The 13,528-nt window shown below is 41.7% G+C and carries 15 protein-coding genes; 2 read left to right on the forward strand and 13 right to left on the reverse strand.

Annotated features, from left to right (window positions below):
* Positions 1-31 precede the first annotated feature (31 nt).
* The 3 genes from CHA01nite_RS14360 to folK are packed head-to-tail and all read right to left on the reverse strand — an operon-like array spanning position 32 to position 3,081.
* On the reverse strand, positions 32-1,492 hold the full coding sequence (locus CHA01nite_RS14360) for an OmpA family protein (RefSeq protein ID WP_146942545.1): 1,461 nt from the start codon (positions 1,490-1,492) through the stop codon (positions 32-34).
* A gap of 34 nt (positions 1,493-1,526) precedes the next feature.
* Positions 1,527-2,642 carry an OmpA family protein gene (locus tag CHA01nite_RS14365; protein WP_146942547.1) on the reverse strand — a complete coding sequence of 372 codons (1,116 nt, stop codon included), beginning with the start codon at positions 2,640-2,642 and terminating at the stop codon, positions 1,527-1,529.
* Between the two features lie 22 nt (positions 2,643-2,664).
* The gene (gene folK, locus CHA01nite_RS14370; protein ID WP_146942549.1) at positions 2,665-3,081 is read right to left on the reverse strand and encodes a 2-amino-4-hydroxy-6-hydroxymethyldihydropteridine diphosphokinase; all 417 of its coding nucleotides are present in this window, start codon (positions 3,079-3,081) and stop codon (positions 2,665-2,667) included.
* A gap of 19 nt (positions 3,082-3,100) precedes the next feature.
* On the opposite strand from folK, the gene sppA reads away from it, so the two are divergent.
* Positions 3,101-4,858 carry a signal peptide peptidase SppA gene (gene sppA, locus CHA01nite_RS14375; RefSeq protein ID WP_146942551.1) on the forward strand — a complete coding sequence of 586 codons (1,758 nt, stop codon included), beginning with the start codon at positions 3,101-3,103 and terminating at the stop codon, positions 4,856-4,858.
* Between the two features lie 70 nt (positions 4,859-4,928).
* Here sppA and CHA01nite_RS14380 read toward each other — a convergent pair whose 3' ends face one another.
* From CHA01nite_RS14380 to lnt, 6 genes are all read right to left on the reverse strand, one after another.
* Positions 4,929-5,189 (reverse strand): GlsB/YeaQ/YmgE family stress response membrane protein, encoded by a 261-nt coding sequence (locus CHA01nite_RS14380; RefSeq protein WP_146942553.1) that lies wholly within the window; start codon positions 5,187-5,189, stop codon positions 4,929-4,931.
* A 59-nt stretch (positions 5,190-5,248) separates the two neighbouring features.
* Positions 5,249-6,202, reverse strand: coding sequence for a signal recognition particle-docking protein FtsY (gene ftsY / locus CHA01nite_RS14385; protein WP_146942555.1), 954 nt, complete (start codon positions 6,200-6,202; stop codon positions 5,249-5,251).
* 172 nt (positions 6,203-6,374) lie between these two features.
* On the reverse strand, positions 6,375-6,527 hold the full coding sequence (locus tag CHA01nite_RS14390) for a DUF4295 domain-containing protein (protein ID WP_002976755.1): 153 nt from the start codon (positions 6,525-6,527) through the stop codon (positions 6,375-6,377).
* Between the two features lie 20 nt (positions 6,528-6,547).
* A complete protein-coding gene (rpmG, locus tag CHA01nite_RS14395) occupies positions 6,548-6,730 on the reverse strand; it encodes a 50S ribosomal protein L33 (protein WP_056216154.1) in 183 nt (60 codons plus the stop codon).
* A 3-nt stretch (positions 6,731-6,733) separates the two neighbouring features.
* Entirely contained in the window at positions 6,734-6,976 is a 243-nt protein-coding gene (gene rpmB, locus CHA01nite_RS14400) for a 50S ribosomal protein L28 (protein WP_002976757.1), read from the reverse strand.
* Positions 6,977-7,189: 213 nt separating this feature from the next.
* Positions 7,190-8,824: an apolipoprotein N-acyltransferase gene (lnt, locus tag CHA01nite_RS14405; RefSeq protein WP_146942557.1), complete on the reverse strand. Its 1,635-nt coding sequence runs from the start codon at positions 8,822-8,824 to the stop codon at positions 7,190-7,192.
* Positions 8,825-8,879: 55 nt separating this feature from the next.
* On the opposite strand from lnt, the gene CHA01nite_RS14410 reads away from it, so the two are divergent.
* The gene (locus CHA01nite_RS14410; RefSeq protein ID WP_146942559.1) at positions 8,880-9,302 is read left to right on the forward strand and encodes a VanZ family protein; all 423 of its coding nucleotides are present in this window, start codon (positions 8,880-8,882) and stop codon (positions 9,300-9,302) included.
* A gap of 277 nt (positions 9,303-9,579) precedes the next feature.
* On the opposite strand, the gene proC is transcribed toward CHA01nite_RS14410, so the two are convergent.
* The 4 genes from proC to CHA01nite_RS14430 all read right to left on the reverse strand — a co-directional run bounded on the left by proC (position 9,580) and on the right by CHA01nite_RS14430 (position 13,366).
* Positions 9,580-10,383: a pyrroline-5-carboxylate reductase gene (proC, locus tag CHA01nite_RS14415; RefSeq protein WP_146942561.1), complete on the reverse strand. Its 804-nt coding sequence runs from the start codon at positions 10,381-10,383 to the stop codon at positions 9,580-9,582.
* Between the two features lie 264 nt (positions 10,384-10,647).
* Complete coding sequence (gene murB, locus CHA01nite_RS14420; protein WP_146942563.1) at positions 10,648-11,661, reverse strand: UDP-N-acetylmuramate dehydrogenase; 1,014 nt, start codon at positions 11,659-11,661, stop codon at positions 10,648-10,650.
* Positions 11,662-11,664: 3 nt separating this feature from the next.
* Positions 11,665-12,144, reverse strand: coding sequence for a hypothetical protein (locus CHA01nite_RS14425; RefSeq protein WP_146942565.1), 480 nt, complete (start codon positions 12,142-12,144; stop codon positions 11,665-11,667).
* 16 nt (positions 12,145-12,160) lie between these two features.
* Positions 12,161-13,366 carry a pyridoxal phosphate-dependent aminotransferase gene (locus CHA01nite_RS14430; RefSeq protein ID WP_146942567.1) on the reverse strand — a complete coding sequence of 402 codons (1,206 nt, stop codon included), beginning with the start codon at positions 13,364-13,366 and terminating at the stop codon, positions 12,161-12,163.
* Positions 13,367-13,528: the final 162 nt, after the last annotated feature.

Consider the following 13,528-nt stretch of genomic DNA (forward strand, 5'->3'; position numbering starts at 1 on the left):
ATGGCTTTATTATAATTTAAAGATAAAATTATTATTTAGCTTCGAAGTAAACCCTTCTGTTTGCTCTGTTTTTCCATTCAGGACATTTAGTAGCAGGGTCACACTCAGGGTATTTAAGGTCTTTTTTACCTCTACCGATGGCATCAAGTTTACCGGATTGAACTCCGTTTTTAATCAGATAATCTTTAACGTTGTTTGCTCTTCTTTCAGATAATCTCTGATTGTATGCTTCAGAGGCTCTTGTATCGGTAGCACCGATTACGGTATAAGTACCGGTTGAAGAGTTAATGTAGTTAACAGCATTGTTAAGGATAGGAGTATTCGAAGGTAAGATCCGGTCTGAATTCAGATCAAATTCAATACCGTCTAATTTTGTTTCCTGCTCATTAACCAATCCTGGAGTTGCAGGAGCAGTTGTAGGACAACCTTGGTTTTCAACAGGTCCCGGAACCGTTACACACTTATCGTAAAGGTCGATTACACCATCAAGATCCGTGTCAAGAGCTACACCGGCACCATCAACTCTTGCACCTGCAGGCGTATCAAGCTGTCTGTCCCAATCGTCGCAAACACCGTCATTATCAAGATCTCCTTTCTTACAAACTTCGATATCCTGGTTTTTGTTAGCCAATACATCAAGTTTATAATAGATTTCCTGAAGTGGATCATGCCACATTAAGTGAGATTCGTGTTTTCCAAGTTTTAATGAGATACCCAGAGTTGCGTTGACGAAGTTATCGGAAACCTGCTCTTCACGTTGGTTGATGGCGCTGTATTTGGCACCTCCACCGTCGAATTGATCGTCACCGGTTACTACATACATTACTCTACCTTCTATATCAAGTCTTCTGTTTACTTTGAATTTAAGACCGGCACCAGCCTGAGCAAACATAGATCCCAATTCAAACGGCTTAATTTCCGTTACCAATCTCTGTCCCATTTCATCTTTCTGGTATGCTCTGTAAGCTAAAACTCCCACACCTGCATATCCGTGAAGCGCCCATCTGAAAGGGGAGTGGTTATCCACCCTTCTCAAAAGGTTTGAAAAGTTGATGTCTCCCAATAAAGAGATCGCATCATACTGTGTTCTTGCTCCTACCTGTTGTGTTACGGATGCATTCGCAGGGGCAGCATCTTTCGTATAGAAAAATCCTTGTCTGGTTTCACCTCTGTCATATTGTAGGTTTAAGCCGAAAGCATGGGTAATTGCTTTATCGATACTTACATAAGCAGAATATCCGAAAAGATTGTTACCGTTACCGTTCTTAATAGACGTTAAGTCTGCAGACTGTACCAACGGTACACCCGCACCGATTGAAATTGCCCAGTCGTTAAATCTCTTTGATTTATTGGTAAACGGGGAAACATTTGCAGAACCCGAAGAAAATGTATTCGGATACTGTCCTGATGAAGCCACTGCAGTTGAGTCTTGTGCAAAAGCAACCGTAGGTACGGTTAAAGCCAATGCAACAATTGCTAAACTTAATTTCATAGTGTATTTTTTATTTAGTTAATTAAATGATTTATTATTTTGTTGTGGTAGGGCAACCTTGGTTTTCTACCGGCCCCGGAACCGTCACACACTTATCGTATAAGTCGATCACTCCGTCCAGGTCCATATCCAATGCAATTCCCGCGCCATCTACTCTTGCCCCGGCAGGAGTATCCAGCTGTCTGTCCCAATCATCACATACGCCGTCATTATCCAGGTCACCTTTTTCACATACAACAAGCTCGGTACTTTGGTTTTCCAGAACGTTAGCACGGTAATAAGCTTCCTGTAAAGGATCATGCCAAGCCAGGTGGCTTTCGTGTTTTCCAAGTTTGAAAGAAACCCCTAAGTTCACCGTCCATGCATTATCAGATCTTCCTTTGTTGATCATGTTGTACTTCGATACTTTCGAAGACGGGTCATAATCGCCGGGACCTGCATATCCGCCACCGTCAAATTCATCATCACCGCTCATGATATACATGGTTCTGGCTTCGATGTCGATCAGTTTCGAAACGTTGTACTTGATTCCTGCACCAAACTGGTAATACAGAGAGTTGATGGCCAGTTTTTGCTCCATAAACAATGGAATTCTTTTAGGATCGTTGCTCCATCTGAATTCATTGTTGTCATACAAAGACGTCTTGTAATTCATGAAACCGGCACCGGCATAACCGTGTAATGCCCATCTGTACGGAGAATGGTTGTCAACTCTTCGTAAAAGATTTGATAAATTAATGTCTCCGATCAAACCGACCTGGTTATACTTTGTGTTTGCTGTCGCAACTCCGGCAGCGATACCGGCAGCACCTTCCAACTGAGCCTTTTGGGTGGTTTCACCTCTCTGGTAGATAAGGCTTAATCCAAAAACGTGCGTAATCTGCTTGTCTAAACTTGCATACGCATTGTACCCCCAATTGATCTTTTTATCATAGATGGACTTTAGGTCGGAATGTACCATAAAGGCAGCTCCACCCCCCACTGATACAGACCAGTCGTTGAATCTTTTGGCTTTGTTGTTAAAAGGTTGAACATTGGCAGAACCTGATGAGAAGGTATTCGGGTACTTATCATTTGAAGTAACAGCTATACTATCCTGTGCATAAGTAGCAATAGGCAATGTGGCCAATAATAATAAACCTAATTTCATACAATATGTTTTATGTTTTATGTCAGATAAAATCTTTTAATAATATTCTGGAAAATTCTCTGTCAAAAAGATGCTTTCGATGAGGGATTTCCAATCTTTCCGAGCTGAAATTCAAACCGTTGAAGGTTACGATATCGATGTCGATTATCCGGTCAGTATATCCGCCTGATGCCATAGAATCGTTTACTCTTCCCATTTCCTTTTCAATGCGCTTAATGTCGTTCAGCAGCTGAACAGGCGAATGGCCGGTAAATATTATCAATGCAATATTACAAAAAATATTGGAACTGGCAAATTCTACGGGCTCCGATGTTAAAAATTCACTAATTTTTAATACTTCATTTCCGCTTTCCTCCAGTTTTTTTATTGCGGTTTCCAGATTTTTTTTTTGGTCTCCGAGGTTACTTCCCAGTAACAAAACGACTCTATGTTGCGACATATTGAAAAATGATTGATATATGAAAAGTTTTTTTAAAAGTGTACTGGCAAATATAGTGGCTATTGTCATTTTATGCGTCGTGTTTTTCTTCTTTTTTATCATAATGCTTGTGTTCAGTGCAATGGGGAGCGAGAAGTCGGTGGTGGTAAAAAAGAACTCCGTTCTTACCATTAATTTAAAGACCAATATCATGGACAGCCCAACGGAAGAGCGGAAAGGGCTGTTTGATATCGGCGATCAGGATAAAAACGTTTTGATTTATGATGCAATCGAAGCCATCAATAAAGCGAAAACTGATAACAACATCAAAGGCATCAGCATCGAGACTGATTTTATGAATGCAGGAATTACCCAGATCGACGACCTGAGGAATGCCATCCAGGATTTTAAGAAAAGCGGAAAATTCGTGTACGCCTATGGGAACGCCGTTTCCCAGTCTGCTTATTATTTAGGATCCGTAGCAGACCAGTATTACCTGAATCCGGCGGGCATGATCGAGCTGAAAGGTCTGGCTACAGAAGTTGCTTTTTACAAGGATTTTGCAGATAAATACGGAATCGGCATCGAAGTGATCCGTCACGGAAAGTTCAAATCTGCAGTGGAGCCTTTCCTGAGAAATGATATTTCTCCTGAAAACAAAGAGCAGCTGAGTACTTTGTTGAATGATATCTGGAAAAATACATCTTCCAGAATAGCTGCTTCCCGGAAGATTGATACGGTGCAGTTCAGAACGGTAGTGGACAGCCTTTACGGGATGATTCCGGATTTAGGACTGAAATATAAACTGGCGGATAAATTAATCCAGAAAACGGAATATGACAAAATCATCCGTTCGAAACTGAATATAAAGGAAGATGATAAACTGAATAAAATTTCGTTAGGGAAATATATCGCTTCATATTCAGATGATGAAGGTTCGGGAGATCGGGTAGCGGTTCTGTATGCTTCCGGTTCGATCAACGGAGGAAATGATTATAATGATATCCACTCGGAAAAATATATCAAATATATCAGAGACCTTCAGGAGAATGATAAAGTAAAAGCCGTTGTTTTCAGAATCAATTCTCCGGGAGGAAGTGCCAATGCTTCCGATGAGATTCTATTTGAGCTGCAGCAGCTGAAGAAGAAAAAGCCACTGGTTATTTCCTTTGGAGATTATGCGGCTTCCGGAGGGTATTATATTGCAATGGCTGCAGATAAAATCTATTCTGAGCCCAATACCCTGACGGGATCCATCGGTGTTTTCGGAGTGATTCCTTATTTTAAGGATGTTGCAAATAAAAACGGAATCCGGTCAGACATTGTCGCCACCAACGCCAATTCCCAATATTACTCTTCATTAAACGGAGTAACGCCCTATGGTGTGAGCATGATTACCAAAAGCGTGGAAGGAACCTACAAAAGATTCGTACACTTCGTAACCCAGAACAGGAAAAAAAGCTTTGAGCAGATCGACAGTGTGGGTGGTGGAAGAGTATGGAGCGGAACAAGGGCAAAACAGATCGGCCTGGTAGATGAACTGGGAACTTTAAATGATGCGGTGAAATTTGCCGCTCAGAAAGCCGGTATGAAATCCTATAACGTGGTTTCATATCCGAAAAGGATGACTCCGTTTGAGCAGATCTTTAAAGACCTCAATGAGGATGATATTTCGGCAAGGGTCGTACAGAATAAGATCGGAAAAGCGAATTACCAGCTGTTGCAACAGATTGTGGAGGAAAGAAAACTGCAGTCTGAAGTAAAGATGGAAATGCCTTATCAGATTAAGATCAACTAAACTAAATTATATTGCAAAAACGGCGGATTTGAAATTCAAATCCGCCGTTTTAATTTTTTATTGTACCGGGTTAAGCCCTCCTGGTCATCATTCCATAGATCCACAGAACGATTAAAGCACCTCCGATGGCCAGAATCCAGCTTCTGAAGTTCCAGAAAGAATCTACATCTCCCCAGTGAAGTAAGTAAACGCCGATTGATCCTCCGATAAAGGCTCCGATGATTCCCAAAATCATCGTAATAAGCATTCCTCCTCCCTGTTTTCCTGGCATGATTGCTTTAGCAATGGCACCGGCTAATAGTCCGAAAATAATCCATGTAATAAATCCCATAGTTGCATTTTTTAATGTTAATATTAATTTGGTTCATTATTGGGAAAACATGATAGACATCATCTTTTCTTGAAAAATGAATCTACAAACTCTGTACCATTAAACAACTGCAGGTCCTGCATCTTTTCTCCGACCCCGATATATTTTACCGGAATCTGGAACTGATCTGAGATGCCGATGACCACTCCTCCTTTCGCCGTTCCGTCGAGTTTTGTAACAGCCAGGGCGTTCACTTCCGTAGCTGCAGTAAACTGCTTGGCCTGCTCAAATGCATTCTGCCCGGTAGATCCGTCAAGAACCAGTAAAATCTCATGAGGCGCATCAGGAATTACTTTCTGCATCACCCTTTTGATTTTTGAAAGCTCGTTCATCAGGTTCACTTTATTATGAAGCCTTCCGGCCGTATCGATAATCACAACATCGGCATTCTGTGCAACGGCACTCTGTACCGTGTCAAAAGCTACGGACGCCGGATCGGAGCCCATTTCCTGTTTTACGATCGGTACACCTACCCGCTGGCTCCAGATGACCAATTGGTCTACGGCTGCCGCTCTGAAAGTATCGGCTGCTCCCAGAAAGACTTTTTTTCCTTCTGTATTGAACTGATGGGCCAGCTTACCAATGGTAGTGGTTTTTCCCACGCCGTTTACGCCGACCACCATGATAACGTAAGGCTTTTTGGAAGTATCGATATTTCCGGTTCCGGCATGCGGATTTTCAAGGAGCAATCCCGAAATTTCCTCTCGGAGGATTTTATCCAGTTCATTTACACCTACGTATTTATCCCGGGCAACGCGTTCTTCAATTCTTTCGATGATTTTGATGGTGGTGGAGGCACCGACGTCGGAGGCGATAAGTATTTCTTCCAGATTATCCAGTACTTCATCGTCTACTTTGCTTTTACCGACTACGGCTTTCGTCATTTTTTCAAAGAAACCCTGGCTGGATTTTTCCAATCCCTTGTCTAACGTTTCTTTTTCTTCTTTTTTAAAAATATTTTTAAACCAACTCATCTTATGAATTATGGAATTTAATTAATGAAGGAAGACGGGAAAAGGCCTGAAGCGCACAATCGGCATGGTCTTCAAGCTTCCGGTCCCGGACTTCCGGCGAGATTAAAAGCAAAGATAACAAAAAAACTACCCAAAAGATGAGTAGTTTTTTATATTGTAAATAAAGCGGAGATTATTTCTTCAAATAACCGTCTACTTCGTCTGCATTCATTACTTTTTCTTCGAAAACGTAAGCTCCTGATTTAGAAGACTTCACCATTTTCACCACTTTAGTCATTTTTTTAGACTGTCCGCTCTGTAGGGTTGCTACTACTTTCTTTGCCATGGTAAATTATATTTTATAAATTACTTGATTTCTTTGTGTACGGTTACCTTTTTAAGAACAGAGTTGTATTTTTTCAATTCCAATCTCTCTGTCGTGTTCTTTTTATTTTTTGTAGAAATGTATCTGGACATTCCCGGCATACCACTTTCTTTATGCTCTGTACATTCAAGGATTACTTGAACTCTGTTTCCTTTTTTTGCCATGATTTAGTTCTTTTTAATCAATCCGTTTCTAGTCGCTCTTTCAATAGCTTCCTCGATTCCAATCTTGTTAATCACTCTCAATCCATGAGCTGATACTTTCAGTGTTACGTGCTTATCCTGCTCCGGAAGGTAAAATTTCTTCTCTAATAAGTTAATTTCAAAACGACGCTTCGTTTTGTTATTAGCGTGAGAAACGTTGTTACCAACCATTGCACGCTTTCCTGTTATTTGGCAAATTCTTGACATATCTCGATGTTCTTATTTGTACTATAATATTTGAGAGTGCAAAATAACGAAGAATTTTTCAGATAGACAAATCTTTTACAAAATTATTTATAAATAACTTACCGGTCATCATCCTGATTTTAGGATTCATGCCGCCGCCGGAAGTATGGGATTTAATATAGGTAAGTGCCTCAGGTATTGAATACTTTTCCTTTGGCCGCTGAATTTACATGCTCAGGATTTCTTCGTTTTTTCCTGAAACCTTTTAATTAAAAAATAAAACAGCAGGAACCCAAAAGCAAAAATGGAAAACCTGGAAAGAAGATCGCCGGCTTTTGTATAAAAAGTCATCCCATCATAAAGGTTTACTTTGGCATACAATGCTGTTTTATCCCCGTAAAAAGTATCTTCCATCATTTCACCTTTTGCATCGATATGCGCTGAAATACCGCTGTTGGCTGCACGGGCGATTTCCCTTCTTGTTTCAATGGCTCTCAGCCGTGCGTATGATAAAAGCTGTTTGTGGCCTTCCGTAACGCCCCACCAGGAATCGTTGGTCATAATCGCCAGGAAATTAGCTCCTTTTTTTACATACTCGCCCGTAAATTCACCGTAAATGCTTTCGTAGCAGATAATCGGGGCTACTTTGCCTTTGTTGAACGGGTTGGAAAATGCAGTCCGTTCTTTATCGGTTCCCAGGGAGGCTACAGTTCCGCCCAGGTTGATCATGGCATCGCCAAGAAGCGGTTTCAGATAGCTCATATACGGAAATATTTCAACGCCCGGAACCAGTTTTCCTTTGTGGTAAACATCCACTTTCTGATTCGGAGTCACCTGGATGGCCGAGTTAAAACGCTCTACCCAAAGTCCCGGATTGATCTGATAGGCCTCCTGCGGGAGGTTGTTTTCCGAAGTATAGAAATGATGGGAAGAAATCCCTGTCGTGAAAACAGAGCCGGGATGTTTTGAAAGAAATCCTCTGACGTTATTGATGATGACACTCTTTTCAAAAGCGGTTTCCGAAATGGATCCGTTTCCCGGCAGTGCGGTCTCAGGAGCAATGTAGTAATCTATTTTTCCTTTTGAGCTTCTTTCGGCCAGGCTGAGCAGATCGTTCTCAATCGTCAGGCTGTCCTGCGAATATTTTTCGGCATAAGGATCGAGGTCCGGCTGAAGCATTAAAACATTCACGTTACCGATGGGCTTTTCGTCGAAGCTGTTATATTTCACCACCGAAATGATCATCGGCAGAATAATCAGTGCCGCTACGATGGAGGTGTTCTTAATTAAATCTTTTCTCTTTCTTCCGGCCTGCCAGATTCTTACCGTATAGAAAATCAGGACGTTTATCAGCAGGATCCAAAAGCTTCCGCCGGTAGCACCCAAGGTATCGTACCATTGGATCAGCTTGGGATAATCCGAAAATACATTTCCCAGATTCAGCCACGGCCAGGTAAGTTCCCAACCCAGGTGGAATTTCTCGAAGCTCATCCAGATGGCCACTAGAAAAGCCAGTCCCCAATAGGTTCCCTGTGCATTTTTGTACCAGTGATAGCATTGGAAAACCAAAGCATATAGTAAAGAATTGATGAGAACAGGAAAAAGCACCGCCATCATCGAGTGGCTGCCGTCAGGGTTTCTGGAACCGTACAGCCAGCCGGTCGTTACGGCATTCCAGATAACAAAACACAGGTAGGAGAGTCCGAAAACCACCCAGCTTTTCCTTTTGTAATCTGAAAATTTGGATACGCCGTGTTCCATCAACAGAAGAGGGACCAGTGCAAAAAATATAAAAAACGGAACCCCGTAGGTGGGCCAGGAAACGGAGAGCAGCATCGCCGAAATGAGCGTAAGCAAAACGTATTTCATGAATTTGTTTTAATATACAAATTTAATGTTTTTGAAATGAATACATTTGTAAACGATGTTAAAGAAATTTTATAAGATTATTATTGTTCCTTATACCCTGTTTCTGCTATACCTTATGTTCTTCGGGATGGGCCGCAGGCAGATGGATGACCATCTGCTCACGGTGGCGCCTATTGTTTCTACCGTCAACTTCATCAAAGGCTGTATTTCGTGGAAAGATGCTTTCATGATCGTTGCAGGAAATATTGTGATGTTCATGCCTTTCGGTTTTCTGGGATGGCTGTTTCCAAAGCTGAATAATCTTCAGGACCTGCTGTTTGCCTTTGTTTCGGCCATTACCATTGTAGAAGCCCTGCAGTATTTTTCGAGGATGGGGATTTTTGAAGTGGATGATGTGATCCTGAATACGTTTGGGGTCTTTTTAGGATTCTTAATTAAAAAAAATATTGAAAAGAGGTTTGGGTATTTTGTGAAGTGAATTGCTGTAAAAGGCAAATGGATCTTCTACGGATCTCAAGGAGAACAATGCCTTATTTTAGCACATCAGGCACAAAGAGTTTTCATGGTTTGCCTATATTTTAGAGCATACAGATAAAAATCAAAGATTTTTAAACTTTTAAGTGCTTTTTTAATCATGAAGTATTCAACTTTTATACAGCATTAAGATCTTTTGTGGCTTTTGTGGTGAAATTCTCCCGCAGATGGCACGGATTTTAAAGATGGTAATGTGGCTTCAGGTTCCCGTTTACCATTGACTATCCATTCAATTCCTTTGCCCTTTTTTCCGCATTCAGAATTCCGTTTTTGAGAAGTTCTTTCAGTCGGCTGTCATTAAATGTTTTCAGGGCTGCTTCGGTGGTTCCTCCTTTTGAAGCAACATCTTGAATCAGTTCCTCAAGGCTTTTTTCCGAATTGTTGATCAGGTGATAGGCGCCCAGCATCGTCTGCTGAACGAAAAGCCGAGATAAATTTTCCTCGATTCCCATTTCAGTTCCTGCTTTGATCATGGCATCAACGATGTAATAAAAGTAGGCCGGTCCGCTTCCGGAGAGGGCGGTTACACTGTCCAGCAAATTTTCATCTTCCAGATAGACGGATCTTCCTGTTGAATTCAGCAGCCTTTCGATATGGATGAGCTGGCTGAAGGAAATTCCTTCCGCTGCAGTATATCCGGTAATTCCCATTCCGAGCAGGGTAGGAGAATTGGGCATGGCCCTTACAACCAACGGATGGCCAAGCAGTTTCTGGATTTTTCCGATTTTAATTCCCGCCATAATCGATAAGACCATCTGTTTTTCTTTCAGCTGAAACCTGAAATTTTCCGCGGCATGGGCAAAATCCTGCGGCTTTACTGCAATGATGATCAGGTCAGCATCCAGCTCCGGCACGTCTTCAAAAGCGGAAATTCTGGATTTAGGAAATTCTTCCGCAATTTTAGGGAATTTAGATTCGTTTCTTGTAATCAGGTGGAGATTTTCCGGTTTGATCAGTTCATACTTCAAAAATGATTTTGAAAAAGACAGGCCCATATTTCCGGCACCGAGGATAGCGATTTTCATATTTTGTATTTTAAGTTGATACTGCTTGACAAAGTTCTGAACTTCGACGAATTTTTTATCAGAGCATCTCTAAATTAGGCCTTTGTTTTTTAACATTAAGGAATTAAGGTCTTTTTAGCAGATGGAAATCAAGGATTAGCTGTCCGGCTGCATTTACTTAATTCACTGAAATCATTATATTAAAGAAGAACAAACAAAGTTTATTTTAATTCAGAAAATTAAGAGTGATGACAGAATTTTCTGAGTTAAAATTTAAACATACTCTCAAATGATATTGACCTCTCTTTCCAACTCGATCCCGAATTTTTCTTTTACGGAATTGATGACTTGGGTTGAAAAATTAAAGATTTCCTCTCCGGAAGCTTCGCCTGTGGCATTGACAATCACCAGCGCCTGCAATTTATGGGAAGCAACGTTGCCGATCTGTTTGCCTTTCCATCCGCATTGCTCGATCAGCCATCCGGCCGGAACCTTTACAGAATCACCGTTCGGATAACCCGGTATTGTTTCAAATTGCAGCTTCAGAGATTCAAACTGTGTAAGAGGAATCGTCGGGTTCTTGAAAAAGCTTCCTGCATTTCCGGTTTCTTTCGGATCGGGGAGTTTGCTCCGCCTGATGCTGATGACAGCCTGAGAGACTTCCTGAATCGTCGGGTTTTCAATCCCTGATTTTTCCAGTTCGGTTTTGATGGCACCATATTCTGTGCTGATGCGGTGAATTCGGGTGGTAAGCCGGAAAGTAACGTCCAGAATGATGTATTTTCCTTTGCCTTCCTGTTTAAATATGGAATCCCTGTAGCCGAAACTGCATTTTTCGAGATCAAAAACTTCGGTTTCCAGTGTTTTGAGATTCAGTACGGTGCAGCTGTCGAAAATATCCTTGATTTCGGTGCCGTAAGCACCAATGTTCTGCATTGGGGATGTTCCTACGTTACCGGGAATCAGCGAAAGATTTTCCAGTCCGCCCAGATTTTTATCCAGACAGGACATGACGAATTCATGCCAGTTTTCTCCTGATTTTGCAGTAACCAGCACTTCATTCTCATTCAAAGGCTGCAGAGAGATTCCTTTCAGGTTCAATTGGATCACCAGACCATCGAAATCCCGGGTAAACAGGATGTTGCTTCCGCCTCCGAGGAATAGAAGAGGAAGGCCTTTGGTACCTGAAAAATTCAGGGCTTCTTTTAATTCTTCAACGGTATGTATTTCGGTAAAGTATCTTGCTTTTGCATCTACCCCGAATGTATTGTAGGACTGTAGTGAAAAATTTTCGTGCATGATTTAATTGTATTCTGTTGGCAGAAGGGCGCGGATCTGGTCTTTCAGTTTTTTCAGCTGTCCGTAGTGGGCCGTGTCTACAAAAGCATTCACATACGCATGGTATTTTTTCGGCGTCCGGATCTGGAATGTCTCATCAATTCCATCGACGGACTGTTGGCTGGGAGAGCTTTTTATCCTGTCAAGAGTTTTGACGTCAATATTTGAGGTCAGTCTTTTCCAGGTCTGCAGACTGATGGCCGACTTCCACTCTTTGTGGGTCCTGTTCCTGGTAACTCCCTGTTCCGCATAGATGGAATCTTGGGTTACTTTTACCATGCTGTAGTTTCCCAGAGGTCCACCGATTTCCGAATAGCTGATCGAAATGATTCCGTTGGGATCTCCGTTTGCAGATGAGGATTCTTTTGGGTTGCAGGAAATAAAAATCAGCAATAAAATAAGGCATGAGAAAATTTTCAGACCGTGATATTTTATTGCTGACATCTATCGTTTTTTTATATTAAAGGCTGAATTCCGCTTTGTATTTTTCGAGTGCATCTTTAAGAATGGCTGCGCTTCTCTTTAGATCCTGTTCTTTTAAAACATAAGCAATCCGTACCTGCTTTTTACCCAGTTCGGGATCACTGTAGAAACCTCCGGCAGGAGCTACCATGATCGTTTCATTGTTATTGGAATAACTTTCCAGAAGCCACTGGGCAAACTTTTCGGTATCATCTACCGGAAGTTCCGCTACGCAGTAAAAGGCACCTTTGGGCTTCGGGCAGATAACCCCCGGGATCGCATTCAGTGAATCGACCAGGACGTTTCTCCGGTGGGTATATTCTTCCCTCACAGAACGGATGTATGCACCGTCATTTTTATGGGCTGCCGTTGCCGCAATCTGCCCCAATAAAACAGGGCTTAATCTTGCCTGTGCAAAAAGCATCGCCGCATCATGGATCTTTTTGGAACGGGTAATCATACAGCCGATCCTCACGCCGCACATCGAATATCTTTTGGACTCGGAATCAATGATGATGCAGTTTTCCGCCAGCTCAGGGAAAGCCAGCATGGAGATCTGCTGTTTTCCGTCATATACGTATTCTCGGTATACTTCATCGGAAATCACAACAATGTCGTACTTCAGAGCAATTTCCGCCAATTGATGAAGTTCCTCCCGGGTATAAAGATAACCGGTAGGGTTTCCGGGATTACAGATGACGATGGCTCTGGTTTTAGCCGTTATTTTTTTCTCGAATTCTTCGATCGGAGGAAGGGCAAAGCCGGTATCTATAGTTGAAGGCACTGCCACTACATTTACATTAAAAGTACTGGTAAACCCGTTGTAATTGGCATAATACGGTTCAGGAATAATTACCTCATCACCATCGTCACATAAAGTGGAGATGGCAAAATTCAAAGCTTCCGACCCTCCGTTGGTGACGATGAAATGATCCGGTGTAAGATCCGTAAAATCCAGAGAATGGTAATATTCCGTAAGGGCTCTTCTGTATTCGATGTTTCCTTCGGAAAGCGCATATTCCAATACTTTCAGATCGATATTCTTTAAAGCATTCAGTGCCGTTTCCGGGGTTTCAATATCGGGTTGCCCGATGTTGAGGTGATAGACTTTGGTTCCTCTCTGTTTGGCCTTTAGGGCAAAAGGGACCAGTTTTCTTACCGGCGACGGCGGCATGTGTAGTGCTCTGTTTGAAATATTCGGCATTGTTCAAAAAATTTGTATGGCAAAAATAAGATTTAATTTTTCAATATTAAAATAAAGCTTTCAAAGAAAGATTGAAGTCCTTTTTTCCGGATAGGCAATCGGTAAGCATTATTGATGAATATATAGATGGTATAAGAGTTTTATTATATGGAATTACTATTT

It is taken from the genome of Chryseobacterium hagamense (assembly GCF_007991455.1).
Lineage (GTDB): Bacteria > Bacteroidota > Bacteroidia > Flavobacteriales > Weeksellaceae > Chryseobacterium > Chryseobacterium hagamense.

Coding starts and splice junctions, on each gene's coding strand:
- sppA (WP_146942551.1), top strand. CDS start 3,101: ATGAAAAGTTTTTTTAAAAGTGTACTGGCAAATATAGTGGCTATTGTC.
- CHA01nite_RS14365 (WP_146942547.1), bottom strand. CDS start 2,642: ATGAAATTAGGTTTATTATTATTGGCCACATTGCCTATTGCTACTTAT.
- CHA01nite_RS14380 (WP_146942553.1), bottom strand. CDS start 5,189: ATGGGATTTATTACATGGATTATTTTCGGACTATTAGCCGGTGCCATT.
- murB (WP_146942563.1), bottom strand. CDS start 11,661: ATGCACGAAAATTTTTCACTACAGTCCTACAATACATTCGGGGTAGAT.
- CHA01nite_RS14410 (WP_146942559.1), top strand. CDS start 8,880: ATGTTAAAGAAATTTTATAAGATTATTATTGTTCCTTATACCCTGTTT.
- CHA01nite_RS14360 (WP_146942545.1), bottom strand. CDS start 1,492: ATGAAATTAAGTTTAGCAATTGTTGCATTGGCTTTAACCGTACCTACG.
- CHA01nite_RS14425 (WP_146942565.1), bottom strand. CDS start 12,144: ATGTCAGCAATAAAATATCACGGTCTGAAAATTTTCTCATGCCTTATT.
- CHA01nite_RS14430 (WP_146942567.1), bottom strand. CDS start 13,366: ATGCCGAATATTTCAAACAGAGCACTACACATGCCGCCGTCGCCGGTA.
- CHA01nite_RS14390 (WP_002976755.1), bottom strand. CDS start 6,527: ATGGCAAAGAAAGTAGTAGCAACCCTACAGAGCGGACAGTCTAAAAAA.
- proC (WP_146942561.1), bottom strand. CDS start 10,383: ATGAAAATCGCTATCCTCGGTGCCGGAAATATGGGCCTGTCTTTTTCA.
- ftsY (WP_146942555.1), bottom strand. CDS start 6,202: ATGAGTTGGTTTAAAAATATTTTTAAAAAAGAAGAAAAAGAAACGTTA.
- lnt (WP_146942557.1), bottom strand. CDS start 8,824: ATGAAATACGTTTTGCTTACGCTCATTTCGGCGATGCTGCTCTCCGTT.
- folK (WP_146942549.1), bottom strand. CDS start 3,081: ATGTCGCAACATAGAGTCGTTTTGTTACTGGGAAGTAACCTCGGAGAC.
- rpmG (WP_056216154.1), bottom strand. CDS start 6,730: ATGGCAAAAAAAGGAAACAGAGTTCAAGTAATCCTTGAATGTACAGAG.
- rpmB (WP_002976757.1), bottom strand. CDS start 6,976: ATGTCAAGAATTTGCCAAATAACAGGAAAGCGTGCAATGGTTGGTAAC.